Annotated in this window: 23 protein-coding genes; 7 read left to right on the top strand and 16 right to left on the bottom strand. The window is 62.5% G+C overall.

Annotated features, from left to right (window positions below; all coding sequences use genetic code 11):
* Window positions 1-23: 23 nt before the first annotated feature.
* Window positions 24-506, top strand: coding sequence for a CYTH domain-containing protein (locus AC1PUL_RS01945; protein WP_480466369.1), 483 nt, complete (start codon window positions 24-26; stop codon window positions 504-506).
* Window positions 496-1,404, top strand: a complete 909-nt coding sequence (locus tag AC1PUL_RS01940) for a CHAD domain-containing protein (protein ID WP_480466368.1) — start codon at window positions 496-498, stop codon at window positions 1,402-1,404. Before AC1PUL_RS01945 ends, AC1PUL_RS01940 begins: the two co-directional genes overlap by 11 nt.
* On the opposite strand, the gene AC1PUL_RS01935 is transcribed toward AC1PUL_RS01940, so the two are convergent.
* Genes AC1PUL_RS01935 through AC1PUL_RS01920 form a run of 4 tightly spaced genes read right to left on the bottom strand, consistent with a single transcriptional unit; the run spans window position 1,401 to window position 6,065 of the window.
* A complete protein-coding gene (locus tag AC1PUL_RS01935; RefSeq protein ID WP_480466367.1) occupies window positions 1,401-2,804 on the bottom strand; it encodes an ABC transporter ATP-binding protein in 1,404 nt (467 codons plus the stop codon). The genes AC1PUL_RS01940 and AC1PUL_RS01935 overlap by 4 nt on opposite strands.
* Window positions 2,801-3,619 carry an ABC transporter permease gene (locus tag AC1PUL_RS01930; protein ID WP_480466366.1) on the bottom strand — a complete coding sequence of 273 codons (819 nt, stop codon included), beginning with the start codon at window positions 3,617-3,619 and terminating at the stop codon, window positions 2,801-2,803. The genes AC1PUL_RS01935 and AC1PUL_RS01930 overlap by 4 nt, the downstream gene beginning before the upstream one ends.
* Entirely contained in the window at window positions 3,616-4,551 is a 936-nt protein-coding gene (locus AC1PUL_RS01925) for an ABC transporter permease (protein WP_480466365.1), read from the bottom strand. The genes AC1PUL_RS01930 and AC1PUL_RS01925 overlap by 4 nt, the downstream gene beginning before the upstream one ends.
* Window positions 4,548-6,065, bottom strand: a complete 1,518-nt coding sequence (locus AC1PUL_RS01920) for an ABC transporter substrate-binding protein (RefSeq protein ID WP_480466364.1) — start codon at window positions 6,063-6,065, stop codon at window positions 4,548-4,550. Before AC1PUL_RS01920 ends, AC1PUL_RS01925 begins: the two co-directional genes overlap by 4 nt.
* 172 nt (window positions 6,066-6,237) lie before the next feature.
* Here AC1PUL_RS01920 and trhO point away from each other — a divergent pair, with 172 nt between their 5' ends.
* Entirely contained in the window at window positions 6,238-7,182 is a 945-nt protein-coding gene (gene trhO, locus AC1PUL_RS01915) for an oxygen-dependent tRNA uridine(34) hydroxylase TrhO (RefSeq protein WP_480466363.1), read from the top strand.
* A 28-nt stretch (window positions 7,183-7,210) separates the two neighbouring features.
* Here the strand turns inward: trhO and AC1PUL_RS01910 are convergent, their stop codons facing one another.
* From AC1PUL_RS01910 to AC1PUL_RS01900, 3 genes are all read right to left on the bottom strand, one after another.
* Complete coding sequence (locus tag AC1PUL_RS01910; protein WP_480466362.1) at window positions 7,211-7,459, bottom strand: hypothetical protein; 249 nt, start codon at window positions 7,457-7,459, stop codon at window positions 7,211-7,213.
* A 66-nt stretch (window positions 7,460-7,525) separates the two neighbouring features.
* Window positions 7,526-9,760, bottom strand: a complete 2,235-nt coding sequence (locus tag AC1PUL_RS01905; protein WP_480466361.1) for a putative bifunctional diguanylate cyclase/phosphodiesterase — start codon at window positions 9,758-9,760, stop codon at window positions 7,526-7,528.
* 180 nt (window positions 9,761-9,940) lie between these two features.
* Window positions 9,941-10,579 carry an NAD(P)H-dependent oxidoreductase gene (locus tag AC1PUL_RS01900; RefSeq protein WP_480466360.1) on the bottom strand — a complete coding sequence of 213 codons (639 nt, stop codon included), beginning with the start codon at window positions 10,577-10,579 and terminating at the stop codon, window positions 9,941-9,943.
* A 162-nt stretch (window positions 10,580-10,741) separates the two neighbouring features.
* Between AC1PUL_RS01900 and AC1PUL_RS01895 the strand changes: the two genes are divergently transcribed.
* Window positions 10,742-11,137 (top strand): winged helix-turn-helix transcriptional regulator, encoded by a 396-nt coding sequence (locus tag AC1PUL_RS01895; RefSeq protein WP_166601513.1) that lies wholly within the window; start codon window positions 10,742-10,744, stop codon window positions 11,135-11,137.
* Window positions 11,138-11,170: 33 nt separating this feature from the next.
* Here the strand turns inward: AC1PUL_RS01895 and AC1PUL_RS01890 are convergent, their stop codons facing one another.
* Together AC1PUL_RS01890 and AC1PUL_RS01885 are read right to left on the bottom strand one after the other, a co-directional pair.
* Window positions 11,171-12,544: a GH1 family beta-glucosidase gene (locus AC1PUL_RS01890; protein WP_480466359.1), complete on the bottom strand. Its 1,374-nt coding sequence runs from the start codon at window positions 12,542-12,544 to the stop codon at window positions 11,171-11,173.
* Window positions 12,545-13,012: 468 nt separating this feature from the next.
* Window positions 13,013-14,185 carry a Gfo/Idh/MocA family protein gene (locus AC1PUL_RS01885; RefSeq protein ID WP_480466358.1) on the bottom strand — a complete coding sequence of 391 codons (1,173 nt, stop codon included), beginning with the start codon at window positions 14,183-14,185 and terminating at the stop codon, window positions 13,013-13,015.
* 183 nt (window positions 14,186-14,368) lie between these two features.
* Between AC1PUL_RS01885 and AC1PUL_RS01880 the strand changes: the two genes are divergently transcribed.
* Window positions 14,369-15,004, top strand: a complete 636-nt coding sequence (locus tag AC1PUL_RS01880; RefSeq protein ID WP_480466357.1) for a CatB-related O-acetyltransferase — start codon at window positions 14,369-14,371, stop codon at window positions 15,002-15,004.
* 2 nt (window positions 15,005-15,006) lie between these two features.
* Here AC1PUL_RS01880 and AC1PUL_RS01875 read toward each other — a convergent pair whose 3' ends face one another.
* The 4 genes from AC1PUL_RS01875 to AC1PUL_RS01860 all read right to left on the bottom strand — a co-directional run bounded on the left by AC1PUL_RS01875 (window position 15,007) and on the right by AC1PUL_RS01860 (window position 19,862).
* Entirely contained in the window at window positions 15,007-16,059 is a 1,053-nt protein-coding gene (locus AC1PUL_RS01875) for a sugar phosphate isomerase/epimerase family protein (protein WP_480466356.1), read from the bottom strand.
* A 141-nt stretch (window positions 16,060-16,200) separates the two neighbouring features.
* Entirely contained in the window at window positions 16,201-17,154 is a 954-nt protein-coding gene (locus AC1PUL_RS01870; RefSeq protein ID WP_480466355.1) for a substrate-binding domain-containing protein, read from the bottom strand.
* 73 nt (window positions 17,155-17,227) lie between these two features.
* A complete protein-coding gene (locus AC1PUL_RS01865; protein WP_480466354.1) occupies window positions 17,228-18,238 on the bottom strand; it encodes an ABC transporter permease in 1,011 nt (336 codons plus the stop codon).
* A 97-nt stretch (window positions 18,239-18,335) separates the two neighbouring features.
* Window positions 18,336-19,862: a sugar ABC transporter ATP-binding protein gene (locus tag AC1PUL_RS01860; protein ID WP_480466353.1), complete on the bottom strand. Its 1,527-nt coding sequence runs from the start codon at window positions 19,860-19,862 to the stop codon at window positions 18,336-18,338.
* A 175-nt stretch (window positions 19,863-20,037) separates the two neighbouring features.
* On the opposite strand from AC1PUL_RS01860, the gene AC1PUL_RS01855 reads away from it, so the two are divergent.
* Both AC1PUL_RS01855 and greA read left to right on the top strand, forming a co-directional pair.
* A complete protein-coding gene (locus AC1PUL_RS01855) occupies window positions 20,038-21,057 on the top strand; it encodes a LacI family DNA-binding transcriptional regulator (RefSeq protein ID WP_480466352.1) in 1,020 nt (339 codons plus the stop codon).
* A 118-nt stretch (window positions 21,058-21,175) separates the two neighbouring features.
* Window positions 21,176-21,658 carry a transcription elongation factor GreA gene (greA, locus tag AC1PUL_RS01850; RefSeq protein ID WP_480466351.1) on the top strand — a complete coding sequence of 161 codons (483 nt, stop codon included), beginning with the start codon at window positions 21,176-21,178 and terminating at the stop codon, window positions 21,656-21,658.
* Window positions 21,659-21,898: 240 nt separating this feature from the next.
* On the opposite strand, the gene xylA is transcribed toward greA, so the two are convergent.
* The 3 genes from xylA to AC1PUL_RS01835 form a co-directional block, all read right to left on the bottom strand.
* Window positions 21,899-23,209, bottom strand: coding sequence for a xylose isomerase (gene xylA, locus AC1PUL_RS01845; RefSeq protein WP_480466350.1), 1,311 nt, complete (start codon window positions 23,207-23,209; stop codon window positions 21,899-21,901).
* 207 nt (window positions 23,210-23,416) lie between these two features.
* On the bottom strand, window positions 23,417-24,865 hold the full coding sequence (xylB, locus tag AC1PUL_RS01840; RefSeq protein ID WP_480466349.1) for a xylulokinase: 1,449 nt from the start codon (window positions 24,863-24,865) through the stop codon (window positions 23,417-23,419).
* Between the two features lie 24 nt (window positions 24,866-24,889).
* Window positions 24,890-25,915: a LacI family DNA-binding transcriptional regulator gene (locus AC1PUL_RS01835; protein WP_480466348.1), complete on the bottom strand. Its 1,026-nt coding sequence runs from the start codon at window positions 25,913-25,915 to the stop codon at window positions 24,890-24,892.
* Between the last annotated feature and the right edge of the window lie 172 nt (window positions 25,916-26,087).

Here is a 26,087-nt window from a genome sequence, read left to right as displayed (position 1 = left end):
GTCATTTTTCGGAGCGTGTGCGTATGGCGAAAGAAATCGAACGCAAGTTTCTCGTGCGGGACGATGCCTGGAAGAGCAGCGTCACCTCCGAGACCCGGATCCTCCAGGCCTATATCTCCGCTGAAAGCGATCGATCGGTGCGCATTCGCACCCGCAATGATGAAACCGCCCAGCTGACGATCAAGTTCGGCAGCAACCTGCGCATCCGCGACGAATTCGAATATCCCATCCCTATAGACGACGCCCGTGAGATGATTGGCATCGCCAATGGTCACGTGATCGACAAGACACGCTACACGGTGGATTTTGCCGGCTTCACCTGGGAGATCGACGTCTTCGGCGGCCATCACCGCGGCCTCGTCATTGCCGAAGTCGAGATGCAGTCGGAAACAGACGATCCGAAGCTGCCAAGCTGGCTGGGCCGAGAAGTAACCGGCGACAAGCGCTACTCCAACCAGGCCCTGGCGACCGAGCGAACCCGGCCGGAGCGGGTGCATGTCCTATAGGATCAGCCCGGACGCCGGACTGGGAGCTGAGGTCACGCGGATTGCCCGCGAGCAGTTGCAGCAGGCCGTAACCGCCCTGGAGACCAGACCAGCGGGGTTGCACGAGGCGATCCATGAGGCCCGCAAGAAGTTCAAGCGGGTGCGCAACCTCTACCGCCTCATCGCCCAGGCCGACAAAACCTTCCGCCGGCACGAAAATGCGCGCCTGCGCGACATCGCCCACAGCCTTGCTTTGGTCCGCGATGCGACAGCCCTGATCGAAACCGTCGATCACCTCTCGGAACACACCCTGACCGATGACGAGGCCGAGACGCTGGATGCAGCCCGCGCAGTGTTGGTGCTGAGGCGGGACCACCTCGCCTCTTCGGAAACGGATCTAGAAGACAAGGTGTGCCACGCAATCGACGGCTGTCACGACGCGCAGGCAGCGCTTGACGGCCTTGAACTCTCGACAAAACCAGGACACGCCGCCCGCCTGCTCGCACGCGGCTGGCGCAACGGCCTGGAACGCGCAACCGAAGCGCTGGAGTTCTGCGAGGGGCAAGGTCACGGCGAGGCCTATCACGATTTGCGCAAGGCGGCCCAGGCCTACTGGATGAACCTTGCATTGCTCCGCGACCTCTGGCCAAGCGCCTTTGCCGCCAAGCGAAAGGATGCCAAGCGCCTGGTCGATTTGCTCGGCCATGAGCATGACCTGACCGTCCTGACCACGCTGCTTGACAACGAGCCGCAGATCTTCGGCGACGGCGAAGGACAGTCCTTCCTGCTGGCGATCATCATCCGCCGCCAGCAGGATCTCCGCCGCGAGGCTGTGGCCCTTGCCGGCCAGGTCTTCGCCGATCCCGCGAGACGCGAGGCCGACGTCATCGAGACGCTTTGGCTGCGGGCGACAGCTTAAGCCTGGCCGATACGCACCTGTCGGTCGCAGGTCTTCTCGATCAGCGCCGCATCATGGCTGACAAGCAGCACCGCGCAGTTGCGCTCGCGCGCCAGCTCCGTCAGCAAGTCAATCGTTTCCTGCTGGGTGATCAGATCAAGGCGCGAAGTTGGCTCGTCGGCGAAGAGGAAGAGCGGATCAAGGAGCAGCACCCGCAGCAACGCGAAACGCTGCAACTCGCCGCCGGAGACCTCCGTCGGCAGGCGCGTGAGAAGCACGGGGGCGAGGCGCAGCCGCTCCATCAAAGGCTGGACGCGCGTTCCATCCAGCCGATGCAGGCGCACCAGATCGGCGATTGCCTCCCCGAGCGTGATCTTCTGCGGGAAGGCAGAGGGCGGATCCTGGTAGAGCTTCTGATAGCGAACGGGCTTCGCCTGCGGCAAACGGGTCACCTCACCTGCATCCGCCTTCAAGAGCCCGAGCAGCACATCGCCGAGCGAGCTCTTGCCCGAGCCGCTGGGACCGGTAATGCCGACGATCTCGCCGGGTCGGAGCGCGAAATCCTGATCGGCAAACAGCAGCTTCCCGCCGCGTGCCTTCTTCAGACCCGAAGCGATCAGGATCGGGTCGCCATCCTCAACGACCACGGCCTCTCGTTCAGCCCAGTTCTCCGGCTCCGCCGCAATCAGACGACGGGTATAGTCATGCGAGGGCGAAGACAGAAGCTCGTCCGCCTCCCCCGTCTCGATGATCTTGCCCTCCAGCATGACGGCGAGATCGCCACCCATTTGCCGGGCCAGCGCCAGATCATGGGTGATGACGAGGACCGTACCGCCGGCCTCGACCTCCTGCATCAGAAGTGCAATCACCTCGTCGCGCCTGCTGACATCGAGCCCCTTGGTCGGTTCGTCGGCGATGATGATCCGCGCACCGCCGGCCCGCGCGGCGGCAAAGGCGACGCGCTGCGCCATGCCTCCGGAGAGCTGCCCGGGAAGCTTCGCCTCGGCATCGAGCACACCCAGCGCTTCGAGATCGGTCCGAGCGGCAGAGATGGCCTCGTCTTCCCCGAGACGTCCGAGATAACGATGCCCCTCGGCCACCTGCTCGAGCGCCATCATGGTGGGGTCAAGCGCCAGCCAGGGTTCCTGCGGCAGAACGCCGACCTTGCGGCCCCAGAGCGGCCGAAACCGCTTCGGCTCGGCCAGCGATAGGACCTGCCCGTCGATGGTCACACTACCAGTGGCCGTCAGCCCCTCCGGCAACACACCGATGATCGCCTGAGCGAGCAGGCTCTTGCCCGAGCCGGTTTCGCCGAGAATGGTGAAGGGCCGCCCGGCCTTGAGGGAGAACGAGACCGGAGCGACGATCTCGCCGGTCGCGGCAGAGACCGAGGCCGCTTCGACGGAAAGTAGAGTAGTCATGGCTTATCCTTTCCGCCGATCAGCTGCAGCGCCAGCACCATCAGGAAGATCACGGCAATCGGCTGCAGCAGCGCATGCGGCGCTTCCTGGTAATAGGGCAAGAGCTCGATCATCATCGATCCGAGCTCCGGCGTCGGCGGGCGGACGCCGACGCTGACGAAGCCGAGCGCTGCGATAGCCATGATCGCCGACGCAGCACCGTAAGCGGCCACCGTCAAAATCATCGGCGCCAGTTCCGGCCAGAGATGCCGGCGCAGGATATAGGCCGGACCGAAACCGAGCAGCCGCGAGGCTTCCACCGCCGGCGACATCAGCAAAGGCCGCGCCATGGCCCGCGTCAGGCGGAAATACTCGACCCACAGCACCAGCGAAATGCCGATATAGAGCATGGCCGGATTGTCAGGCACGATCGCCGTCAGCATCAGCACAAGCAACAGTCCCGGAAGGGCCAGGAACGCCTCCGACACCGAGCCAACGGCCCGGTCGACAAAGCCGCCGCGCCAGGCAGCGAGAACCCCAAGCAACACGCCAGGGATCATCGCGGTGAAGACCGACAGCAAAGCCAGCCCGAGCGACAGGCGCAGCGCTGCCGCAAGCCGCGCCTGCATCGAACGACCAAGATGGTCATAGCCGAACCAGTCGGCAGCGCTCGGCCCCTGCAGGGTCAGGCGCAGCGTCTGCTTCAGCGGATCGACGCCACCGATCACCAGCGGCAGGAAGGCAAAGGCCAGCAAGCCGCCAAGGATGGCCACACCGGCGAGCCGGCGCAGTGGCCAGCGCGCCGGGCGCGGCGCCACATAATCGAGTGTCGTCATGCGCTGCGCCTCCGCGGATCAATGCCATGGCAGAAGAGATCGACCAGCGCGTTGAGCGCGACGAACATCAACCCCATGACAAGCGCCGTCCCTTGGATCATCGGTACGTCGCGGCCGAAGATCGCATGCACCAGCGCATGGCCGATGCCCGGCCAGGCAAACAGCGTCTCGACCACCACGACGCCTTCGACGAGATAGACGAACTGCACGCCGAGATAGGTGACGATTGGAACCGCGACATTGCGCAATCCGTGCCGCGAAAAGACCTGCCATTCCGACAACCCCTTCGTTCGACCGAAGGCGTAGTAGGGCGAGCGCGACACGGCAACCATCGCATCGCGCGCCACCCTGTTGGAGACAGCAGCCAGCCCAAGCGCCAGAGTCAGCGCCGGCAGGATGAGATGCGTGCCATGAGTATGACCGGCCGCCGGAAGCAGATTGAGCGTGATACCGAAGACGATGATCAGGATGAGACCGACGACGAATTGCGGCAGAGCCCGCAAAGCCGTGGACACCAGCATCAGCGACCGGTCGAGCAAGCCGCCGGGCCTGAGCCCCGCGAGAATGCCGAGCGGCGGACCGATGAACAGCGAGAGCACGATGGCGGCCAGCGCCAGCTCGATCGTATGGCCGAGCTGCATGCCGATTTCCTCGATGACCGGCTTGCCCGTGACCAGCGACGTTCCGAGGTCAAAACGCAGGAGGTCGGCCATCCAGTCGAAGAGGGCCAGGATGGCCGGTTTGGCGAGATCAAGCTCGGCGGCCACCTTGGCAGCGGCCGCACTGTCGACGACATCATAACCATAGCGGCCTGCAGCAATCCGGTAGGCAAGATCGCCCGGAAGCGATCTTGTCATCACAAAGCAGATGATGCCCACCATGAAGGCCACCAGAGCCGCCTGGATCAGGCGGTTCAGGATCGCCCTGGTCATTTCGCCCACCGCATGGTCTCAAGTCCAAAGGTCCGCTCGAACGGGTCGATCGTGGCCCCCTCCAGCTTCGGCGAGAAGGCGACCGTCTGCTGATACCAGGCGATCGGAATGACCGGCAGATCAGCCTGGATCGCAGCCACGGCCTGATGGCGAAGCGCCTCGCCCTCAGCGGGGTCCGTAACCCGGGTCAGATCATCCAGTGCCTTTTCGAACCCGGCATTCGTCCAGTTCATCGCGCCCCAGTCACCGCCGCCTGGGCCGTAGTCGGAAAGCATGGTGCCGATCGGATCGGGAACCAGCGCGAAGTTGCGCGCCATCAGTGCAAGCTCCAGCGAGCCGTCCTGATGCTTCGCCGGGATCTCGGAGGAATTGGTCGAGTTGATCGTCAGCGCCACGCCAATTTCCTTCAGCTGGTCCTGCAGGACAGCGGCGATCAGCGGCAGTTCCGGGCGATCCGGATAGGTCGTCAGCGTCAGCGCGAACGGCTTGCCGTCCTTCTGCAGGATGCCGTCGCCGCCCGGCGTCCAGCCAAGTTCGGCCAGCAGCGCCTTGGCCTTCTCAGGGTCGTAGCCGAGCGGTGCCAGATCGGCATCGTGCCAGATCTTCAGGCTCGGCGGGAAAAGCTGCGTGGCCGCGGCCGGGTAGCGCAGGATGGCTACCGCAAGCCCTTCGCGGTCGATGGCCAGGCTCAGCGCCTCGCGTGCCTTCACATCGGCGAGGAAGGGATGGCCGGCATTGACCTTCAGGAGCACGCTGCGCGGGATCGATACGGACTGCAGCACGACCTTGTCGCTCTTCGCCAGCCGCGTGCGGCTCGCCGGATCAAGGTTGAACACATAATCGGCGTCACCGCTCTCGGCCATCAGCGCGCGGGTCTCCGCACGGCTGACCGAGAGATAGGTCGCCTTTTCGATTTCCGGCTTCTGGCCCCAATAGTCGGCGAAACGTTCAACGGCGAGGCTCTGCGGCGCCTCAAGCTTGGTAAGCTTGTACGGCCCCGTACCGACGATCGCCTTGACCTCGGCACCCTCATAGGCAGCCGGCGCCAGGATCTGGGCACGGTTTTCGGCGAGGAAGGCCAAGAGCGGCACAAAGGGCTTCGACAGCGAGACGACGACAGCGCCCGCGCCCTCCCCCTTGATCTCGGTGATCGGCGCCTTGCTGAGCAGCCCAGCCTTGTCCTTGGCGATGTTAAGTGCGGACGCCACCGCTTCTGCCGTCAGCGCTGTGCCGTCCTGGAACTTCACGCCCGGCTGCAGCTCGAAGTGCCAGATGAGACCGTCTTCGCTCACCGACCAGTTCTTCGCCAGCGCCGGAACCGGATTGCCGTCCCTGTCGGCTTCGACCAGTGTCTCGACGATCCGCATGCGGAGGAAAATGTCTCCGGATTTTGCAGGGTCGAGACCGGTGATTTCGAAAGGAGCGACGATATCGACCACACCGTCGGAGGCTATGGCGGGCGCGGCACCGGCGAGCAGAAGGGCGAAAGAGGCAGCGAAGATATTCCTGAACATTAGGATCACCTTTAATGTTATAAAGTTACATCGATCTATCTAAACGATGCTGCGCTGTCCAGTGCTGCAAGGCACAAACGCACAATCAACGTGCGACTTGACGAATTTCAAACTTGCATCGAACGTAGGAAATGCGTTGCGCCACAGGGGCTGAGGCGGTATTTCGCTGGCCATGACCGAACACACGACAGCCCCCCGCCCCGAGACAAGCGGCGCCTTTTGCGTCGCCGCCCTCTATCACTTTGCCAAGTTTCCGCGCTTCGAGAGTTTTCAGGAGCCGCTGGAGAGCCTGTGCAAGGCGGAAGGCGTCAAGGGCACGCTGCTGATTGCGCATGAAGGCATCAACGGCACGATCGCCGGCACCGACGCCGCGATCGCCAAGGTTCTGGCCTACATCCGCAGCCAGCCGGAATTCGCAAGCCTTGAGCACAAGGAGAGCAGGGCATCGAAGATGCCCTTCCTGCGCATGAAGGTGCGGCTGAAGAAGGAAATCGTCACCATGGGCGTCGAGGACATCGACCCCAACGAGATCGTCGGCACCTATGTCGATCCGAAGGACTGGAACGACCTGATTTCCGACCCCGAGACCATCGTGATCGACACCCGCAACGATTACGAGACGGCGATCGGCATCTTCCGCGGTGCCATCGATCCGAACACCAAGACGTTTCGCGAGTTTCCCGACTGGGTGAAGAACAATCCCGGCCTGCACAACAAGCCGAAGATCGCGATGTATTGCACCGGCGGAATCCGTTGCGAGAAGGCGACAGCCTTCATGAAGCAACAGGGCTTCGAGGAGGTCTACCACCTCAAGGGAGGCATCCTGAAATATCTGGAGGAAGTGCCGGAAGAACAGAGCCTCTGGGACGGCGCCTGCTTCGTCTTCGACGAGCGCGTCTCGGTGACCCATGGCCTGAAGGAAGGCAACCACAAGCTCTGCCACGCCTGCCGCAACCCGATCACGGCGGAGGAACTGACCCATCCTCATTATGAGGAAGGCGTCTCCTGCAGCCATTGCTATGACAGCCGCACGGAGGCCGACCGCGACCGCTACCGCCAGCGCCAACTGCAGATCGCGCTCGCCAAGAAACGCGGCGAGCGGCATATCGGCGGCTGAAAGCCGCCGACTGCGTCGCGGGCCCCGATCAGCCGGAGATCACATCGCCGCGCTGCCAGTTCCGTCGACCCCAGTTCCTCAGCCGCATGCGTGGCGCCACAACGAGGGCGAAGAAGGGTGCGGCTGCAAAGGCTGCGATGACAACGAGTGGCAGCAGGACCTTGGCATGCACCGCCAGCGCCGGGACCGACAGCACGAGGATGGCGCCCGTGCCGAAGATCACGGCGTTGATCATCATGCTGCAGACAACTCTGAGCCAGGTATCGGTGGTAAACATGGTCAATCTCCTTTCTGAAAGGAGAAGCCTGAACCCCGGCCCTAGGTTCCCCGAACGCCGACAAGTTCAGCCGAGCGAGCCCTGATCCCGCCCGGCGGCAAAGGCGAGTTCGGCGGCCTTGGCACGCAATTCCATCGGGCGCAGCATGAAGGCAGCGATCTCCTCAGGCGATTGCGGACGGCCAAAAAGATAGCCCTGCAACTGGTCGCAGCCGGCAAGGCGCAGGATGACGGCCTGCTGCTCCGTCTCGACCCCCTCAGCCGTGACAGGTATGCCGAGCGAGCGCGCGAGCGCCACCGTCGCCTGCAGCATTTCGACGGCCCGATGCCCGCGCTCCAAAGACTGCACGAGCGACCTATCGATCTTCATCCGGTCGAAACCGAATTGCCTGAGATAACCGACGCTGGAGAAGCCGGCGCCGAAATCGTCGAGCGCGATCCTGAGACCGAGCGAGCGCAGCCGCTCCAATGCGAGCCTTGCCCGGTCGGGGCTCTGGATAAAGTAGGTCTCGGTCATTTCCAGGACGACCCGGCCGGGCTCGACGCCTGCCTCTTCAAAGGTCGCGGCAACATGATCGACAAAGGCTGGATCTCGGAACTGACCGGGCGAAACATTGACCGAAAGCTTCAGCTCCGGCCAGTCTCGGAGCTGGCGCAAGGCCTGCTTGAGAACGCAGAGGCCGAGCTGGTCGATCAAGCCACTCGTCTCGGCGATCGGAATGAAAACATCCGGCGACACAGGCCCGTGCCCTCTGCGCGTCCAGCGTGCCAAGGCCTCGACACTGACAAGTGTGAAGGTCTTCGCATCGACAACCGGCTGGTAGACGACGTCGATCTCGCCGCGAGCAATCGCCTCACGGAGATCGATCTCCATCTGGTTGCGGCTTTCCCGCTCTTCGTCCATGCGGGGATCATAAACGGTCCAGCGCCCGCGCCCGCCATCCTTTGACGAATACATGGCCATATCGGCGCGCCGCGTCAGTTCGCCGCCCTCCACCAGGCCGCCTTCCGAAACGCAGATGCCGATGCTGCAGCCGACCACAACGGTGCGCTCACCGAGCAAGACGGGTTCATCGAAGAAAGCAATGATCGAACTGGCCAGCGCCAGAGCGCGCTGCTGCGCATCCTTGCCGGAGAGCACAATTCCAAACTCGTCACCGCCGATCCGGGCAAGACCGGCCCGGTCTCCGACGAGCACAGCAAGACCAGCCGCCACGGCCCGGATCAGCCGGTCGCCTGTCGCATGACCATAGGCATCGTTGACCTCCTTGAACCCATCGAGATCGAGATAGAGCAGGACAACATCTTCATCGAGTTCACGAGCGCGGCGAACCTGGTCATCCAGCATCTGGGTGAGGCCAGCCCGGTTCAAGAGCCCGCTGAGCCGATCGGTCTGCGCAAGTTTGACGGCGTTTGCCTCGTCGGCACGGACCCTTCGCATCTCGGAATTGCCTATGACGACCAGCAGCAATGCGTAGATGGTCACGATCACAAGCGCGGCCTTGATCAAGGGTGCAACCTGCTCGCGGCTCTGGTCACCAGGTGCACGAGGTATCCAGGCCAGCGCAGCAATGCTCTCGCCGGACGGAGCGGAGATTGTGACCGCAGTATTTGCGGAGGATGGCGGCGTCAGCACAAGACCGGGCAGCACATAGGCCTCCGAGAGGCGTTCGACGGTCGCAGGCGTGAGATGGCGAATGAATGCGAGATAGACATAGTCCGCAACAGGCCTGTCGATCTCGCCGGATTTCGGCCGGATCAGCGCTACACCCGCGGCACCGATGCCCTTCTGTGTTCGGATGAAGCCGAGCGCCTGCGGCACACGACCAGTCTGACCATAGCGAACCTTGTCAAACAGCTTCATCAGTCCCGGTGTCAGATAACCTTTGGCACCGGCGTCCAAAGGCTGGCCATCCGAATAGGCCATCATCGGGCGTCCCTCGGCATCGAGCACGATGGCCACATCGAACAAATCGCTATCGAAGGTCATGTCGCCAAAGTTGCTGATCATCCAGGCCATGTCCTTGTGGACATAGGCATTGGCAGCGGCATCATCCCAGGCGGTATAGTCGAGAAGCGTCGCGCCCAGCTGGTGTTCGAATGTCTGGACGGCACCGACCAGCGTCTGGCGTGAGCGTTCCTCGTCCAGGTGATTGGCATAACCCGCGACCCGATCGAGCGCCGTCATCACGATAGAGGCCACCATCATCGCCATGGTCGCAAAAACGACGAGCAAGGCTGCGACCGCCACCCGTCGGGTAGCGAGTGGCCGAAGCCGTCTGTCCAAATGATGAAGCCGCATACGAGTTACCCAAGGCTGAGGCTACACCTTGCGTCACAATGTGTTCAATTTGACTTAACACACTGAAGAGCATGCACAATAACAACTCAATCGGGTATCTTGATACACCAACAGAAAGGGCCCCGGTTACCCGGAGCCCTGGCGGTCGGCCTGGAGGTGCCGACGCGAATTGCGAGAGTGTCAGGCAACAACCGACACGAACTGATCCTTCAGACGGCGGACCTTCTTCAGCGGTGCGAGCCAATCGCCCTCGGCGGCACGATAGCCGAGCGGCAGGATCGTGACCGAACGCAGGCCCTTTTCCTTCAGGCCAAGGATTTCGTCGAGCTTGACCGGGTCAAAACCTTCCATCGGGGTTGCATCGACGCCCTCGAAGGCGGCCTGTGCGACCGACATGCCGAAGCCGATATAGGCCTGACGCGCGGCATGCTCGAAATTCACCTGGGCGTCGCGCTGCGGATAGCTGTTGAGCAGCATCTGGCGGTAGTTTTCCCAGCCTTCATTGGTGAAACCACGCTCCTCATTGACGAGGTCGAACATGTGGTTGATGCGCTCGGGCGTGTAATTGTCCCAGGCAGCGAAGACGAGCAGGTGCGAGCCTTCGGTGACCTGGGCCTGGTTCCAGGCGATTTCCTGGATCTTGGCGCGCACGTCCTTGTTGGTGACGACGATGACTTCGAAGGGCTGCAGGCCGCTGGAGGTCGGGGCCAGACGGGCGGCTTCAACGATCCGTTCGACCTTGTCTTCGGAAACAACCTTGGACGGATCCATCTTCTTGGTGGCATAACGCCAGTTCAGCTTTTCAATAAGTGCGGACATGGTCTCGCTCCTGGTTGGACCCGCCGGGGCGCCTTGGGAGTTGGCACGGACGACAAGGTCTGGTATCAATTCGTAACCAGGCCTAGATATGGAACCGGAAAATTTGTGCAAGAAGGCACATTTTTGATACCAGGTTACACCGATAGAACGATTGGACCCGCCATGTGCGACAACTATGACCCCACGAAATGCCAGACCGTCAGCGAAATGCTGGCGAGGCTTGGCGATAAATGGACGGTTCTGGTGATCATGATGCTGGGCGACGGTCCGCAGCGCTTCTCAGATCTCAAACGATCGGTCGTCGGAATCTCGCAGCGCATGCTGACATTGACGCTGCGTTCACTGGAGAGAGACGGCATCGTCGAGCGCACTGTGCATCCGACTGTCCCGCCGAAAGTGGAATATGCGCTGACCGATCTCGGCCGCTCTTTCGGTGAGCCGATCCGGGCACTCGGAGGCTGGGTCTTCACCCATCACGACCGCATCCAGACGGCCCGCGCGGAATTCGACCGCCGCAACGAGGTTGACGCCGGCAACAAGCTGATCAAGCTCGGCTGAGTTGGAGCATGGGGGCCGGAGCCCCCTGCCTGGTCAATCGGCCTTGAAGTTACCCTTGGGGAATTCGAGAGCCAGATCGCGATACCACTTGCCGCTCTTCTTGATGGTGCGGACCTGCGTGTCGTAATCGACATGCACCAGGCCGAAGCGCATCCTGTAGCCCTCGGCCCATTCGAAATTGTCCATCAGCGACCAGGCGAAGTAGCCCTGCATCGGATAGCCCTCGGCAATCAGGTCGGCGACCTTGTCGAGATGCTCGGCATAGTAATCCAGCCGCGGCTGGTCTTCGACCTCACCACCCTCGACCTCCATGTTGTAGCAGGCACCGTTCTCGGTGATGTAGCAGGGGGGCAGATCGTAGCGGGCGTAGAGCCGCTCGACGAGCGACTTCAAGGCAGGCGCATAGACCTCCCAGCCGATATCGGTCTTGACCTTGGAGACCGGCGGCGCGCCCACCGTGGCCGGGAATTCGGCACCTGGCGTCGGATCATCGGCCACGCGCATCGGCGTGTAATAGTTGAGCCCCCACCAGTCGAGCTTCTGGCTGATGATGGCGAGATCCCCCTCCTCGATTTTCGGCATGCGATGGCCAAGCGCCGAAAGGAACTCGGCGGGGTACTCGCCCTTGAACACCGGATCGAAGAAGACACCATTGTGGAACTGATGCGCGCGCTCGGCCGCAGCACGGTCTTCAGCGCTGTCCGAACCCGGCAGCGTCTCATGCGCATTGAGTACCAGCCCGACCGGGACATTGGGTGCCACTTCGCGGATCGCCTGAACCGACAGACCATGCGCAAGGTTGGTGTAATGCAGCGCATGAAGGGCAGCATCCATGCTGCGCTCGCCCGGCGCATGCACACCGTAGAGATGGCTGAGCCAGACCGAGCACCAGGGCTCGTTGAAGGTCGCGACTGCATCCAGCCGGTCGCCAAGCCGCTCCATCACCACGCGGGTGTAGCGTTGGAAGGCCTGCGCCGTGGAGCGCGCCGTCCAGCCACCATCGCCCATGAGGGCCAGCGGCAGATCCCAATGGTAGAGCGTCGCATAGGCCTTGATGCCGCGCGCCTTCAGCCCGTCGACCAGTTTGTCGTAGAAATCGAGACCCTTCTCGTTGATCGGTCCGGTGCCCTCGGGAATGATCCGCGGCCAGGCAATCGAGAAGCGATAGCCGGTGACGCCCATGTCCTTGATCAGGTCAAGATCGCTTTCCCACCTGTTGTAGTGATCGCAGGCCATGTCGCCATTGTGCCGCCCGAAGACCCGACCCGGCATGTTGGAAAACGCATCCCAGATAGACGGCTTGCGGCCATCCGCCTTCGACGCCCCTTCGATCTGGAAGGAAGCGGTGGCGACACCGAAGAGGAAATCACCGGGGAAACGCGAGGCGAGCGCCTTGGGATCGATCATCAAACACATCCTTCGTCATGTCAGTGCGGAACGGCCGCCACTGGTCAGTCAAAAGCGATTTAGAGCAATCGCGCGACGCGGTGAAGACGGCAGAAACAAAAAACTGCAACGTTGCAGGAAATCCACCCTCCCTCGAGGGGGAGGGTCGGACCGAAGGTCCGGGGTGGGGTGCATCTCCGGAATCGGCAGAGCGCCTGCGTGACCTCCTCTCCCCTTGGGGAGAGGGAAGCCGAGCGAAGCGGAGGCAGGGTGAGGACCGGCTAAGCATTATCGGTTTTGTTCGCCAAATATGCCCCTCATCCGCCCTTCGGGCACCTTCTCCCCGCGAGCGGGGAGAAGGCCGGACCCGCAAACGCCTGACATCCCCTCTCCCCGCTTGCGGGGAGAGGGTCAGGGTGAGGGGCAAGTTTATCGATCACTCCCAGCCGCCGCTCTGCGGCGACCTCCCCCCTGAAAGGGGAGCTGGGCTCAAACCTTCACCCAACCGCCATTCTGCTTCGAAGACGCGATACAGGCCTCGACGAAGGCGACACCCTTCACGCCGTCATCCACCGTCGGATAGACCACCGCCGGATCGACAGCAGCACCCGACTTCGCTGCATTGATGGCGGCAGCGGCTTCCGTATAGATCGTCGCGAAGGCTTCCAGATATCCCTCCGGATGCCCCGACGGAATGCGCGTCACACGGCCAGCTGCGGCATTCGCCCCTGCACCGCCCCGCGTGATCAGCTTCTTCGGCTCGCCGAGGCGCGTGAACCACAGATAGTTGGGATCGGCCTGCGTCCATTCGATGCCGGCCTTGGTTCCGTAAATACGAACCTTCAGCCCGTTCTCGTTGCCGGTCGCTACCTGGCTGCACCACAAAAGACCCTTTGCCCCGCCCTTGAAGCGCAGCATCACATGGGCATTGTCATCGAGACGGCGACCTTCGACAAAGGTGTGCACATCTGCTGCCAGCTCATCCAGTTCGAGGCCCGAAATGAACGAACCGAGATTATAGGCATGCGTGCCGATATCGCCGGTCGAACCACCTGCACCCGACTGTTTCGGATCGGTGCGCCAGGCGGCCTGCTTCTGGCCGGTCTGCTCGATCGGTTCCGCCAGCCAATCCTGCGGATATTCCATCTGCACCAGCCTGATATCGCCAAGCTCGCCGGAGCGCACCAGTTCGCGCGCATGCCGAACCATGGGATAGCCGGTGTAATTGTGTGTCAGGATGAACAGCGCCTTCGCCTTGTCGGCAACTGCCTTCAACGCCTTGGCATCCTCGAGGTTCGAGGTCAGCGGCTTGTCGCAGATGACATGGATGCCGCACTCCAGAAAGGCCTTCGCCGCCGGGAAATGCACATGGTTGGGCGTCACGATCGACACCGCCTCGATCCCATCGGGACGCGCCGCTTCCTTCTCCGCCATCTCTTCGTAAGAGCCGTAGCAGCGCTCCGGATCAAGCCCGAGTTCGCGGCCCGAAGCGACAGACTTTTCCGGCGTCGAGGACAGCGCACCGGCAACGAGATCATACTGGTCGTCGAGACGGGCCGCCATGCGATGCACCGCACCGATAAAGGCGCCCTGCCCGCCGCCAACCATGCCCAGCCGGATCTTCGGGGTTCGCTTGCCCGACTTGCTCGCTTCGATCGCCATATGCTTCCTCCTTGAAATGCGGTGTCTGGAGTTCGCTCTCCAGATCCGTTAGACTGACATCCGTAAAGAAGGATGCCCTGACAGTGAACATCTGAGATCCGCCTCTTCTGAGGCAAAGCATTTCAAACCGGCGTCAGCGGTCAACGCGACGCGCGACGCATGCTCTTCTGAAGGATCTCGACCATGCCTTTTCTCGACCCGAGACAACCCTATCCCATCACGCTTGCCGACGGCACGCCCTATCGCGAGACCGTCCAGCTTGCCGCCGTCATCGACCATCCCAAAATGGAGATCGGCGACTTCAGCTACTTCACCCATTCCGGCAAAGCGGAAGAAACGGCGACAATTCTTGCGCCCTATCTCTATCCCTTCAGCCAAGAGCGTCTCGTGATCGGCCGCTTCGTGCAGATCGCCCGCGAGGCGATCATCATCACCAGCTCGGCCAATCATGCCATGTCGGGCGTGACGACCTATCCCTTCCGCGTCTTCAGCCCTCAGACCATCGACGGCTACCAGGATCTGCCCTACCGCGACACTGTGATCGGCCACGATGTCTGGATCGGCCATGGTGCCACGATCATGCCGGGTGTCACGATCGGCCCGGGCGCCATCATCGCCGCTCGCGCCGTGGTCACCCGCGATGTACCGCCCTACGCCATCGTCGGCGGCAATCCCGCGACCCTGATCCGCAAACGCCTTACGGATACGCAAATCGAGGATCTCCTGACGCTCGCCTGGTGGGACTGGCCGCTCGACAAAATCGAGCGCGCCCTGCCCCACCTCGAGAGCGGCGACATCGCCGCCCTCAAGGCCGTCTAGTCTCAGAGCCCCAACATCCGGCGGTTGGCCGCATCGTCGGTTCCGCCGGATGCGAAGTCGTCGAACGCCTTTTCGGTCACCCGGATGATATGCGCCCGAACAAACTCGGCCCCTTCACGGGCGCCGTCTTCCGGATGCTTCAGCGCGCATTCCCATTCGACAACGGCCCAGCCGTCGAAATCATTCGCCGCCATCTTCGAAAAGATTGCGCCGAAATCGACCTGGCCGTCGCCGAGCGAGCGGAAGCGCCCGGCCCTGTTCACCCAGCCCTGATAGCCGCCATAGACGCCTTGGCGACCGGTCGGATTGAACTCCGCGTCCTTGACGTGGAACATCTTGATCCGGTCCTTGTAGATGTCGATGTTGTCGAGATAGTCGAGGCACTGGAGCACATAGTGCGACGGGTCGTAGAGCATGTTGGCGCGGGAATGGTTCTTCACCCGCTCGAGGAACATCTCGAAGGTGACCCCGTCATGCAGGTCTTCGCCCGGATGGATTTCGTAGCAGACATCGACGCCCTGCTCCTCGGCATAGTCGAGGATCGGCAGCCAGCGGCGCGCCAGTTCGTCAAAGGCCGTCTCGACCAGACCCGCCGGACGCTGCGGCCAGGGATAGATATAGGGCCAGGCCAGCGCGCCGGAGAAGGTCGCATGCGCCTTGATGCCGAGAAGCTTGGAGGCCTTGAGCGCATACTTGACCTGTTGCACCGCCCATTCCTGCCGCGCCTTGGGATTACCGCGCACTTCGGGTGCCGCAAAGCCATCGAAAGCCTCGTCATAGGCCGGATGCACGGCCACCAGCTGTCCCTGCAAATGCGTGGAAAGCTCGGTGATCTCGATACCGTTTGCCCGGGCGACACCGGCAAGCTCGTCGCAGTAATCCTTGGATTCGGCCGCCTTCTTCAGGTCCATCAGCTGGCCGGCCCAGGTTGGAACCTGCACACCGACATAGCCCTTGTCGGCCGCCCATTTGGTGATTCCATCCCAGGTATTGAACGGCGCGGCATCGCCGGCAAACTGGCCGAGAAAGATCGCCGGCCCCTTGATCGTCTTCATGAATTCTCCTCCCTGAGACTTCCTGCAACGTTTCCGTAAACGGTTACAGGAGATGGATTTTCGTGACAACCTGAATGATGCAGGCATTCAAGCATCTGCCCGGGAAAACCCGGGCAGAGCAATCGCGGCAGGAACGGGGGATCAGAACGGCGAATCCGGGAAGTAGTAATTCTTCGCGTTATCAGGCGTGATCAGCGTCGCGTCGAGCGTATAGGTGCCGTGGACGGGAACCGCGTCATAGATCGCGGCAGCCGTCAGCTCCATGGCAGTCCCCACCATCGACGGCGGATAGAGAACGTTGACCGGAACCATCTTGTCACCGTCCATAACCTTCTTGATCATGTCCTTGGAGCCGGCACCGCCGATGATGTACTGGATGTCGGTGCGGCCAGCCTGTTCGATCGCCTGGAGCACGCCGACGGCCATGTCGTCATCCTGGCACCAGACCACGTCGATCTTCGGATACTTGGTCAGATAGTCCTGCATCACCTTGAAGGCATCGTCGCGGTTCCAGTTGCCGAACTGGCGGTCGAGAACCTTGACGTTCGAGCCGGCAATGCCCTTGTCGAAACCGTCCTGGCGCTGCTGATCGATCGGGATCGGCATGCCGCGGATCACGACGACTTCGGCATCGGGCGTGTTTTCGGCGATGTATTTGCCGGCCACTTCGCCGAGTGCCGGATTGTTGCCGGCCACATAGAGGTCACGGACGCTGTTGTCATTGACCGAAGGCGCGCGGTCGACGAGAGCGACGAACTTGCCGCTGTCCTTGATCTGGCGGATGGCGTTGACAAGCGGATCTGGATCGGTCGGCAGGATGACCAGAGCGTCGATGCCCTGGGTCGCCAGATCCTGCACGGCATTGGCCTGGCTGGACGGATCCGCAGAGGTCTTGACGACGACGGTGAGACCCGGATGACGCGCCATCAGCTGCTTGGCGATGCGCTCGGCGTGATAGATCACGCCGGATGTCCAGCCATGCGTGGCAGCCGGGATGGAGACGCCGATTGTTTTTGCATCCTGGGCCTGCGCTGCGCCGAAGATCGAGACGAGTGCGGTCATGGCGAATGCCACGCCCAATAATTTCTTATGCATTGGTTTCCTCCCAAAGTGACAAAGGGTCGACTGAAGAACGGACCGGGCGACCCTCCTGCGCCCGACCGCTTCCCTACGCCTTGCGCGCCAGCGACCGCTGGACGAGCATCGCGATGATGATGATCGTGCCCTGGATGGCGCCGATCAGATATTCGGAGATGAAGTTCGACAGCAGCATGATGTTGCCGACGAGTTCGAGGATGAAGGCGCCGCAGATCGTGCCCCAGACACGGCCCGCCCCGCCCTTGAGCGCCGTGCCACCGATGACGACGGCGGTGATCGCCTGCAGCTCCCAGAGAATGCCCGTGGTCGCCGAGGTCGAACCGAGACGCGGCACGTAGAGGAGCACGGCGATTGCGACGCAAAGCCCCTGGATAACGAAGGCAATGGTGCGCACCCGGTCGACGGCAATACCGGAATAGCGGGCGACATCGCGGTTCGAACCGACGGCCACGACATGGCGGCCATAGCGCGTGCGATAGAGGATGACGGCGGCAATCGCGGTCACCACCAGAATGACGACAATCGGCACGGGCACACCGAGGATCGAGCCGAAATAAACCGGCCGATAAACCTCCTGCTGCACCGGATCGCGCAGCGTGATCGCGCCGCCCTGGGAGAGCCAGGTGGTCAGGCCGCGATAAATGCCCATGGTGCCAAGCGTGGCGATGAAGGGTTCGATCTTGCCGACCGTGGTGATCAGCCCGTTCAACAACCCGCAGAGCGAACCAATGATGATCGCAAGTGCCATGGCCGCTGCAATCATCAGGCCAGGATCGGCAATCGCGCCGGAATTCATGAACAGGATCATCAGGCTCGCGACAAAGGCCACCATCGAACCAACAGAGAGATCAAGGTCTCCAGACGAAATGACGAAGGTTGCCCCAACGGCGATGATCGCGATGAAGGCGGAACGCGTCGCGACATTGGCGAGATTGGTGAGGCCGATGAAATTCGGGTTCACCAGGGCGCCGACGATCAGCAGGATCAGCAGCGCGGCAAAGGGTGCGACCGCCCGCAGGTCGATATCGCGCCAGGTGCGGCGGCCATGGACAGGGGCAGCTTTGTCAATTTCGGCAGTCATGGTCTTCCCGTCTCCTCCCGCGCACCTGCTGTTGAAGGTCGCGCACCCCAAAGTCTTCGTTTTCAAGCCCGGTCTTGCCGCCAGGCTTTGCACTGCATCAGCTCGCCATCTGCCGCCTCAATCCGGCGGCGTAGCGCATGATCGTCTGTTCGTTGATGTCGTCGCCTTCGAGCAGACCGACCATTCTGCCCTCGCGCATCACCGCAACCCGCGTGCAAAGCCCGATCACCTCGGGCATCTCAGAGGAAATGACGATGATCGAGCGGCCCTCGCGGGCGAGCGCGGCAATGAAGTGATAGATCTGCTGCTTGGTGCCGACATCAATGCCGCGCGTCGGCTCGTCGATGATGATCACGTCAGGCTCGACTTCCATGATCTTGGCGAGCAGGAGCTTCTGCTGGTTGCCACCGGACATGCGCCCGACCCGCACCTTCTCGTCGCGCACACGGATGTCGAAACGCCGCTTGGCACGCGCCATGGCCTTGGCCTCGCTGCCGGGGTCGAGGTAACCGTGACGCACATGATTGTCCATTGACTGCAGCGTCAGGTTCGCCGTCATGCCCTCGCCGAGCAACAACCCCTTGCCCTTGCGATCCTTGGTCATATAGGCGAGCCCGCGCCGGTTCGCCTCGCGAAAATCCTGCTGCTGAAGCAGGGCGCCCTTCAGCCAGACATCGCCGGACAGACGCGGGCGAAGCCCCGCCACCGCCTCCATCAACTCTGTCCGTCCCGAACCGATCAGGCCGGAAAAGCCGAGCACTTCGCCGCGCTTCAGATCGAAGCTGGCATTCTTGACGAAACCGGTCGAAAGATCCCTGACCGACAGCACGATCTGCTCGTCGACATCGGGCTCGTGCTTGTTGGGATAGAGGCTCGACAATTCGCGACCGACCATCAACTGGGCAATCGCCTCGCCGTCGAGCGCAGACGTCGGCGCCGTCTTCACCCATTGCCCATCGCGCAGCACCGTGACGCGATCGGTCAGTTCCATCACCTCATCGAGCTTATGGCTGACGAAGACGAAACTCGTGCCCCGGGCGCGCAGCTTGCGCACCTGATCGAACAACACTTCGGTTTCGTCGCGCGACAGGACAGCCGTCGGCTCGTCCATGAAGACGATGCGCGCCTTCCGGCTGATTGCCTTGGCTATTTCTACCATCTGCTTGTCGGCAACGGCGAGCGAACTGATCAGCGCATCCTCGTCGATCCTGGAACCCAGCTGATCGAGCACGCGCCGCGCCTCGGCGCGCATCATCTTGCGGTCGAGCATGCCGAAACGCGTCACTTCGCGGCCGAGAAACAGGCTCTCGGTGACGGTCAGATGATCGGCAAGATTGAATTCCTGGTGGATGAGCACGATGCCCAGCGCTTCGGCAGCACCATTGGCCGGCAGCGTCACCGCTTCGCCATCGAGCAGGATGCGCCCGGCAGTCGCCTGCTCGAAGCCCGAGAGGATCTTGACGAGCGTCGACTTACCCGCGCCGTTCTCGCCCATCAGCGCGTGAACCTCGCCCGGCATCACGTCGAAATCGACGCTGAAAAGCACCTGCACGTCGCCAAATGATTTCGAAATACGCTCCGCCACGAGCACGGGTGCCCGCGCCTCGCCCCCAACCGATGTCATGCAATCCTCCCGGCGGTTCCTCCCCGCTCTGCCATCTTGTGTAAACCTTTACATAACCGATGTAAAGGTTTACATCATCACATCAGGCTGACAATTTGTTCCCTATCGGCTTTCGCAGTCGCAGCAGTGAATGTAAGGTCTCCAACGATTCCAGACGGATAGGGGATGAAGCCGCGTGCCGCAACAAGCACCAGCGACGATTGAGGACGTGGCGCGCATCGCGGAAGTGTCGATCGCGACGGTGAGCCGCGCGATCCACACCCCCGACAAGGTGGCGAAATCAACCCGCCAGCGCGTCAATCAGGCGATTGCCATCACCGGCTACACGACCAATGCCATGGCGCGTTCGCTGCGCATGGGCCGGTCGAACATGATCCTGATCCTGGCTCCAGATATCGGCGATCCGAACTTTTCCTCGACCCTGATCGGGCTGGAAAACGAGGCTCGTGCGCATGGCTTTGGCGTGCTCATCGGCCATACCCAGAACGACCCGGAACGCGGCCTGGAATATCTGAAATTCTTAAGCTCCGGCCAGGCCACCGGCCTCGTGCTGTTCACTGGCCACGAGCCCTTCGGCCATCAGGTCGTCGGCCAGCGCCTGCCGCCTTCGGTGGCCGTCTTCGAACCGGTCTTCGGCTCGAAGATCTCCTATGTCGGCGTCGATGATGTCGCCGGCGCCCGCAAGGCCGCCGAACATCTTCTCGCCGCCGGTCACCGTTCCATCGCCTTCATCGGCGACAGCAAGACAAGGCTCGGCCACCAGCGCCGCCGCCAAGGTTTTGACATCGCGCTCGACGCCGCCCGCATTCCGCCGCAACAGCGTTTCGTGCTGGAAGGCGAAGGCACCATCGAAAGCGGCCGCCTCGCCGTCGAGCAACTCTTCATGCGCGACACGCTGCCCACCGCCTTCATGTGCGTCAACGACGCCACCGCCGTCGGCGTGATCAACGGCCTCAACGCCCGTGGCTACGACCTGCCGCACGACTTCTCCGTCATCGGCTTCGACGACGTGCCCCAGGCAACTTACGTGAACCCGGCACTGACCACCATCCGCCAGCCCCGCACCGCCATAGGCCGCCAGGCCATGTCGCTCTTGATCAAATCCCTCTCCGACCGCCCGACGGAGCGCCAGGAAATCCTGCTGATGCCGGACCTCATCGTGCGCGGCTCGGTCACGGGACCGGCGAAACGGTAGCCCTGCCCAAGCTGTAACAAGACCCCGATGGACCCATATCCGATCTGGGCCGTCGACCGAATTCCCCCTATATTAGCAGGTCACCGCTACACCCTGCCCTACAAATCGGAATACCCCCATGAGTGTCGCCTTCACCAAGGAAGAGAGTTCGGAAACCGCAGCAGAAACCCATCTGCCGGACAGACCGATATCGCCCCATCCGAACCTCGTGACGGCGGAAGGCTTGAAGCGTCTCGAAGCCCAGGCGGAAGAGGCACGCACTGCCTATCTCGCTGCGCAGGCGATCGAGGACATCAACGAACGCCGCCGCCAGTCGGCGGTACCCTATCGCGATCTCAAATACCTGACGGAGCGCATCCGCACCGCTCAAGTCATCCCGCCCCCGGAGAGCAATGCCGTGGTCGCCTTTGGTAGTACGGTCACCTTCGAGCGCGACGATGGTCGCGTGCAGACCTACCGCATCGTCGGCGAGGATGAGGCCGACCCGAAGACGGGTTCGATTTCCTTCGTCTCACCGGTCGCAAGCCGGTTGATGGGCAAAGCCGTGGGGGATGTCGTGACGGTGGGCGATCAGGAGCTGGAGATCACCGCGATCGGGTGAGGGCCGCCAAGCGACGCCTTTGCCGCCGTCTTCCTCGGGCGCAGTCCCGAGGATCTACTGCCGTCTGCCGTGCATTAGGCCCTTACGGTGCGCGGAGACGTGCGCCCTCCTCAACCGTCCCCACCGCGACCAACCTCGGCAGATCCTCGGGACTTCGCCCGAGGATGACGGCCGTTCAGGAATGCGAAGGGCCGGGACGCTTGCGCACCCCGGCCTCGAAAGACATTCAGAGTGTCAAAATCAAACGTAGCGGTTGACCACGTTCTCCAAGAGTTCCTGCTTGCCGGAGACCGGCTTCGGGTTGACGTTCTGGGCTTCGACGCGTGCGGCAATCGCATCGAGGCTTTCTTCGCCGCGCAGCATCTTCTGGTTTTCCGGCTTGTCCCAGCCGGCATAACGCGCGCTGAGCGGGCCAGACAGGGCCTTGTCCTCGATCATCTTCGCGGCGGCCTTCAGACCACGGGCGCAGCAGTCCATGCCGCCGATATGGCCGATCAGAAGATCCTCAGCGTCGAGAGACTGGCGGCGCAGCTTGGCGTCGAAGTTCGTGCCACCGGTGGTGAAGCCGCCGCCGGAGAGAACCTGGTAATAGGCGAGCGCCATTTCCGGCACATTGTTCGGGAACTGGTCGGTATCCCAGCCGGACTGATAGTCGTTGCGGTTCATGTCGATCGAGCCGAAAATCCCCAGAGCATTTGCGAGCGCCAGCTCGTGCTCGAAGGAGTGGCCGGCGAGGATCGCATGGCCCTGCTCGATATTGACCTTCACTTCCTTCTCCAGGCCATAGGCCTTGAGGAAGCCATAGACGGTCGCGACGTCGTAGTCGTACTGGTGCTTCGACGGCTCCTGCGGCTTCGGCTCGATCAGGATAGCGCCCTTGAAGCCGATCTTGTGCTTGTACTCAACGACGAGGTTGAGGAAGCGGCCGAGCTGGTCCAGTTCCTTCTTCAGGTCGGTATTGAGCAGCGTCTCGTAACCTTCACGACCGCCCCAGAGGACATAGTTCTCGCCGCCCAGACGCTTCGTCGCGTCCATGCAGGTCTTCACGGTCGCAGCGGCGAAGGCGAAAACATCCGGATCGGGATTGGTGGCAGCGCCCGACATGTAGCGACGATGCGAGAACATGTTCGCCGTGCCCCAGAGAAGCTTGACGCCGGTCTCGGCCTGCTTCTTGGCGAAGTAGTCGACGATCTCGTTGAGGTTATTGGTGTTCTCCGCGAAGCTGTTGCCCTCGGGACGAACGTCCGCGTCGTGGAAGCAGTAATAGGGCGTTCCAAGCAGCTGGAAGAATTCGAAAGCGACATCGGCCTTCAGCTTCGCCGCGTCCATCGTGTCCTTGAACCAGGGACGCTCGAAGGTATTGCCGCCGAACGGATCGGTGCCCGGCCAGACGAAGGTGTGCCAATAGGCAATCGCAAAGCGCAGATGGTCTTCCATGCGCTTGCCGAGAATGACTTCGTCCGGATTGTAGTGACGGAAGGCCAGCGGATTGGTGCTGTCAGGGCCTTCATATTTGATCTTCTGGATATTGCCGAAAAAGCCTGTGCTCATGGGTGGTTCTCCTTGGTGTGTTGTGACCACCCTCCCCTTGAGGGGGAGGGTCGGACCGTCAGGTCCGGGGTGGGGTGATGGCTTCGCAGCCCCTCATCCGCCTGCCGGCACCTTCTCCCCGTGAACGGGGAGAAGGACATGCGCCGCCACCGTTACCGTCCCCTCTCCCCGCCTGCGGGGAGAGGGTCAGGGTGAGGGGCAAATCTTTCAAATCCCTCGGATCGCCGGATAAAGCGCCCGGTAGCGACCATAGGCTGCCTCGTAAGCAGAGCTGAGCGCCTTCACCGGTTCCACCGTCTCCGCCGTCTGCGGCGCCGTGCAGACCGAGAGCGGATCTGCCCCGGTTGCCGCGATCAGGCCCAGTCGTGCCGCCCCGAAGGCCGCGCCGAAATCGCCATCGGCGGGAATATCGACCGGCATGTCGAGCGCGGTGGCGATCGAGGACAGCCAGTAGCGCGAGCGCGAGCCGCCGCCGATGGCCGTCACCCGGGAGATCTTGGTCCCCGCAGACTTCAGCGCTTCGAGACTGTCACGGATGGCAAAGGTGACGCCTTCCAGCACCGCCTGGGTGAGCACGGCGCGATCGCTTTCGTGACCAAGCCCGATAAAGGCACCCCGGATCTTCGCATCATTATGCGGTGTCCGCTCACCCGAGAGATAGGGCAGGAAGGTGACTCCGGTCGGCGCCTTCAGAACATCACCCAATTCGCCGGTCAGTTCGCCGGCCGATTTGCCGGTGACCGTCGAATGCCAGTTGAGCGCGTCGGTTGCCGACAGAATGACACCCATCTGGTGCCAGGTCTTGGGCAGCGCATGGCAGAAGGCATGCACGGCGCTTTCCGGCTTCGGCAGGTAGGAGGCGTTGGCGGCAAACAGCACGCCCGACGTACCGAGCGAGACAAAGGCCTGGCCTTCGGCCACCGTGCCCATGCCGCAGGCAGAGGCTGCATTGTCCCCTGCCCCACCGGCCACGACCACATCGGAACCGAGACCCCATTTTTCCGCAAGCTCGGCGCGCAGCATACCCGCACGATCCGTGCCTTCGACGAGGCCCGGCATCTGCTCGACGGTCAGACCGGTGGCCTCCAGCAATTCACTCGACCAGGCGCGCTTGCCGGTATCGAGCCAGCTGGTGCCAGCCGAATCCGACATGTCGGAGAGGTATTCGCCCGTCAGCCAGAGCCGCAGGAAATCCTTGGGCAGGAGCACCTTGGCGACCTTCGCGAATGTATCCGGCTCGTGGTTCTTCACCCAGGCGAGCTTCGGCGCGGTGAAACCCGGGAAGACGATGTTGCCGGTCAGCGCCCGGAAGCGCGGATCGGCATCGAGACTTGCTGCTTCTGCATGGGAACGCGTATCGTTCCAGAGGATGCAGGGGCGCAGCACCCGATCCTTGGCGTCGATGAGCGTTGCACCATGCATATGGCCGGAAAGACCGATGCCCTTGACGGCGGCGAGTTCCTTCGGATGCGAGGCCTTCAGTGCCGCAACCGCCTCTTCCGTCGCTCTCAGCCAGTCGCCGGGTGCCTGCTCCGACCAGCCGGGATGCGGCCGCTGCACCGTGAGACCGGCATGGCCGACGCCGACCACCTTCTGGTCGCCGTCGATCAGCATCGCCTTGACGCTCGACGTGCCGAGATCCAATCCGAGATACATGGGTGTCCTCCATTCCTCTGCCCCTCAGGGCAGATTGTCCTTCAAGAATATGTCGATCCGAATGCGCTCCTGGTCTTGAACGACCGGCAGCCCATCGGCCTTGGCTTTCAGCACGCGGATGGCACTGCGCACTTCGTGGCCGGCATCCTGGTTGAGCACCGCGTCGATCAGCCCGGACGTCAGGGCCTCGCGCGTGGTCTCCGTCAACTCGTGCGCGACGACAACGGGACGGCGGCCAGCAGGCAGACGCCGCAGCGCCCGCACTAGTCCGCGGTTACCCGCCCCGAGACTGTAAAGCGCCACGATGTCGTCCCGACCGGCGAACAAGTCTGCGACCAGCCGCTCGACGACATCAGGATCGTCCCTCCCCTCGAGTACGGGCAGCAGGGCAAGCGACGAGAATTCCTTGGCGATTGCAGAGGCAAAGGCATCGCAGCGTTCGCGGTGGTCACGCACCAGCATTGAGCCGGCAAGCACGGCCACCTTGCCGGCACGCCCTCCGGCGAAACGTCCAAGCAGGCTGGCAGCCGTCCGCCCTGCCGCCGCATTGTCGATCCCGGCATAGTGGTCGCGAGCCGCTCCGGAGAGATCGGACACCAGCGTCACGAGCGGGATGCCGCCCTCAGAAATCTCCGCCGCAACCTCGGTCACGTCAGGGGCATCAACAGCCACGAAGGCGATACCGGCCGGATCTTCCGCCGCCGCATCTTTCAACGCCGCGGCAAGCGCTGCTGCATCGAAAGCAGGAACATCCACCAGCCGGATCGCGATGCGCTCGACACTTGCCCGCGCACGGGCCTCTTCGAGGGCGAGCCGAAGGCCCCGCATGAAGGAATTGTCGTTCGAGGGAATGATGAAGGTCAGCGGATAGACGCGCCCCTTGGCAAGGTTTGCAGCGGCCACATCGCGGACGAAACCGAGCTCGCTGACAGCCTGATCGACCTTTTCGCGGGTGCGCGCGCTGACCCCCGGCCGCCGGTTCAAGACCCGGTCGACGGTGGCAAGGCTGACGCCTGCACGGCTCGCAATGTCGTGGACGGTCGGCTTCATTCTCTCCTCCGGCGCCTCTCCTACACCAGAGTCTGAGGTACGTAAATCAGAAATCTGATGTACGTACCTCTTTTTCTCGAAAAAAAGAAGACCGCCTCATCATGTGAGGCGGCCTCAAGCCCTGGAGATCAGGACAGAGCCTGAACCCGCAAGCTTATGCGAGCATGGAGGC

The organism is Rhizobium sp. P43 (assembly GCF_056730705.1).
This window is presented reverse-complemented; position numbering and strand designations above follow the sequence as displayed.

Bases quoted from the DNA above. Each gene is read 5' to 3' on its own strand.
- AC1PUL_RS01945 (WP_480466369.1), top strand. From the start codon at position 24: ATGGCGAAAGAAATCGAACGCAAGTTTCTCGTGCGGGACGATGCCTGG.
- AC1PUL_RS01940 (WP_480466368.1), top strand. From the start codon at position 496: ATGTCCTATAGGATCAGCCCGGACGCCGGACTGGGAGCTGAGGTCACG.
- AC1PUL_RS01935 (WP_480466367.1), bottom strand. From the start codon at position 2,804: ATGACTACTCTACTTTCCGTCGAAGCGGCCTCGGTCTCTGCCGCGACC.
- AC1PUL_RS01930 (WP_480466366.1), bottom strand. From the start codon at position 3,619: ATGACGACACTCGATTATGTGGCGCCGCGCCCGGCGCGCTGGCCACTG.
- AC1PUL_RS01925 (WP_480466365.1), bottom strand. From the start codon at position 4,551: ATGACCAGGGCGATCCTGAACCGCCTGATCCAGGCGGCTCTGGTGGCC.
- AC1PUL_RS01920 (WP_480466364.1), bottom strand. From the start codon at position 6,065: ATGTTCAGGAATATCTTCGCTGCCTCTTTCGCCCTTCTGCTCGCCGGT.
- trhO (WP_480466363.1), top strand. From the start codon at position 6,238: ATGACCGAACACACGACAGCCCCCCGCCCCGAGACAAGCGGCGCCTTT.
- AC1PUL_RS01910 (WP_480466362.1), bottom strand. From the start codon at position 7,459: ATGTTTACCACCGATACCTGGCTCAGAGTTGTCTGCAGCATGATGATC.
- AC1PUL_RS01905 (WP_480466361.1), bottom strand. From the start codon at position 9,760: ATGCGGCTTCATCATTTGGACAGACGGCTTCGGCCACTCGCTACCCGA.
- AC1PUL_RS01900 (WP_480466360.1), bottom strand. From the start codon at position 10,579: ATGTCCGCACTTATTGAAAAGCTGAACTGGCGTTATGCCACCAAGAAG.
- AC1PUL_RS01895 (WP_166601513.1), top strand. From the start codon at position 10,742: ATGTGCGACAACTATGACCCCACGAAATGCCAGACCGTCAGCGAAATG.
- AC1PUL_RS01890 (WP_480466359.1), bottom strand. From the start codon at position 12,544: ATGATCGATCCCAAGGCGCTCGCCTCGCGTTTCCCCGGTGATTTCCTC.
- AC1PUL_RS01885 (WP_480466358.1), bottom strand. From the start codon at position 14,185: ATGGCGATCGAAGCGAGCAAGTCGGGCAAGCGAACCCCGAAGATCCGG.
- AC1PUL_RS01880 (WP_480466357.1), top strand. From the start codon at position 14,369: ATGCCTTTTCTCGACCCGAGACAACCCTATCCCATCACGCTTGCCGAC.
- AC1PUL_RS01875 (WP_480466356.1), bottom strand. From the start codon at position 16,059: ATGAAGACGATCAAGGGGCCGGCGATCTTTCTCGGCCAGTTTGCCGGC.
- AC1PUL_RS01870 (WP_480466355.1), bottom strand. From the start codon at position 17,154: ATGCATAAGAAATTATTGGGCGTGGCATTCGCCATGACCGCACTCGTC.
- AC1PUL_RS01865 (WP_480466354.1), bottom strand. From the start codon at position 18,238: ATGACTGCCGAAATTGACAAAGCTGCCCCTGTCCATGGCCGCCGCACC.
- AC1PUL_RS01860 (WP_480466353.1), bottom strand. From the start codon at position 19,862: ATGACATCGGTTGGGGGCGAGGCGCGGGCACCCGTGCTCGTGGCGGAG.
- greA (WP_480466351.1), top strand. From the start codon at position 21,176: ATGAGTGTCGCCTTCACCAAGGAAGAGAGTTCGGAAACCGCAGCAGAA.
- xylA (WP_480466350.1), bottom strand. From the start codon at position 23,209: ATGAGCACAGGCTTTTTCGGCAATATCCAGAAGATCAAATATGAAGGC.
- xylB (WP_480466349.1), bottom strand. From the start codon at position 24,865: ATGTATCTCGGATTGGATCTCGGCACGTCGAGCGTCAAGGCGATGCTG.
- AC1PUL_RS01835 (WP_480466348.1), bottom strand. From the start codon at position 25,915: ATGAAGCCGACCGTCCACGACATTGCGAGCCGTGCAGGCGTCAGCCTT.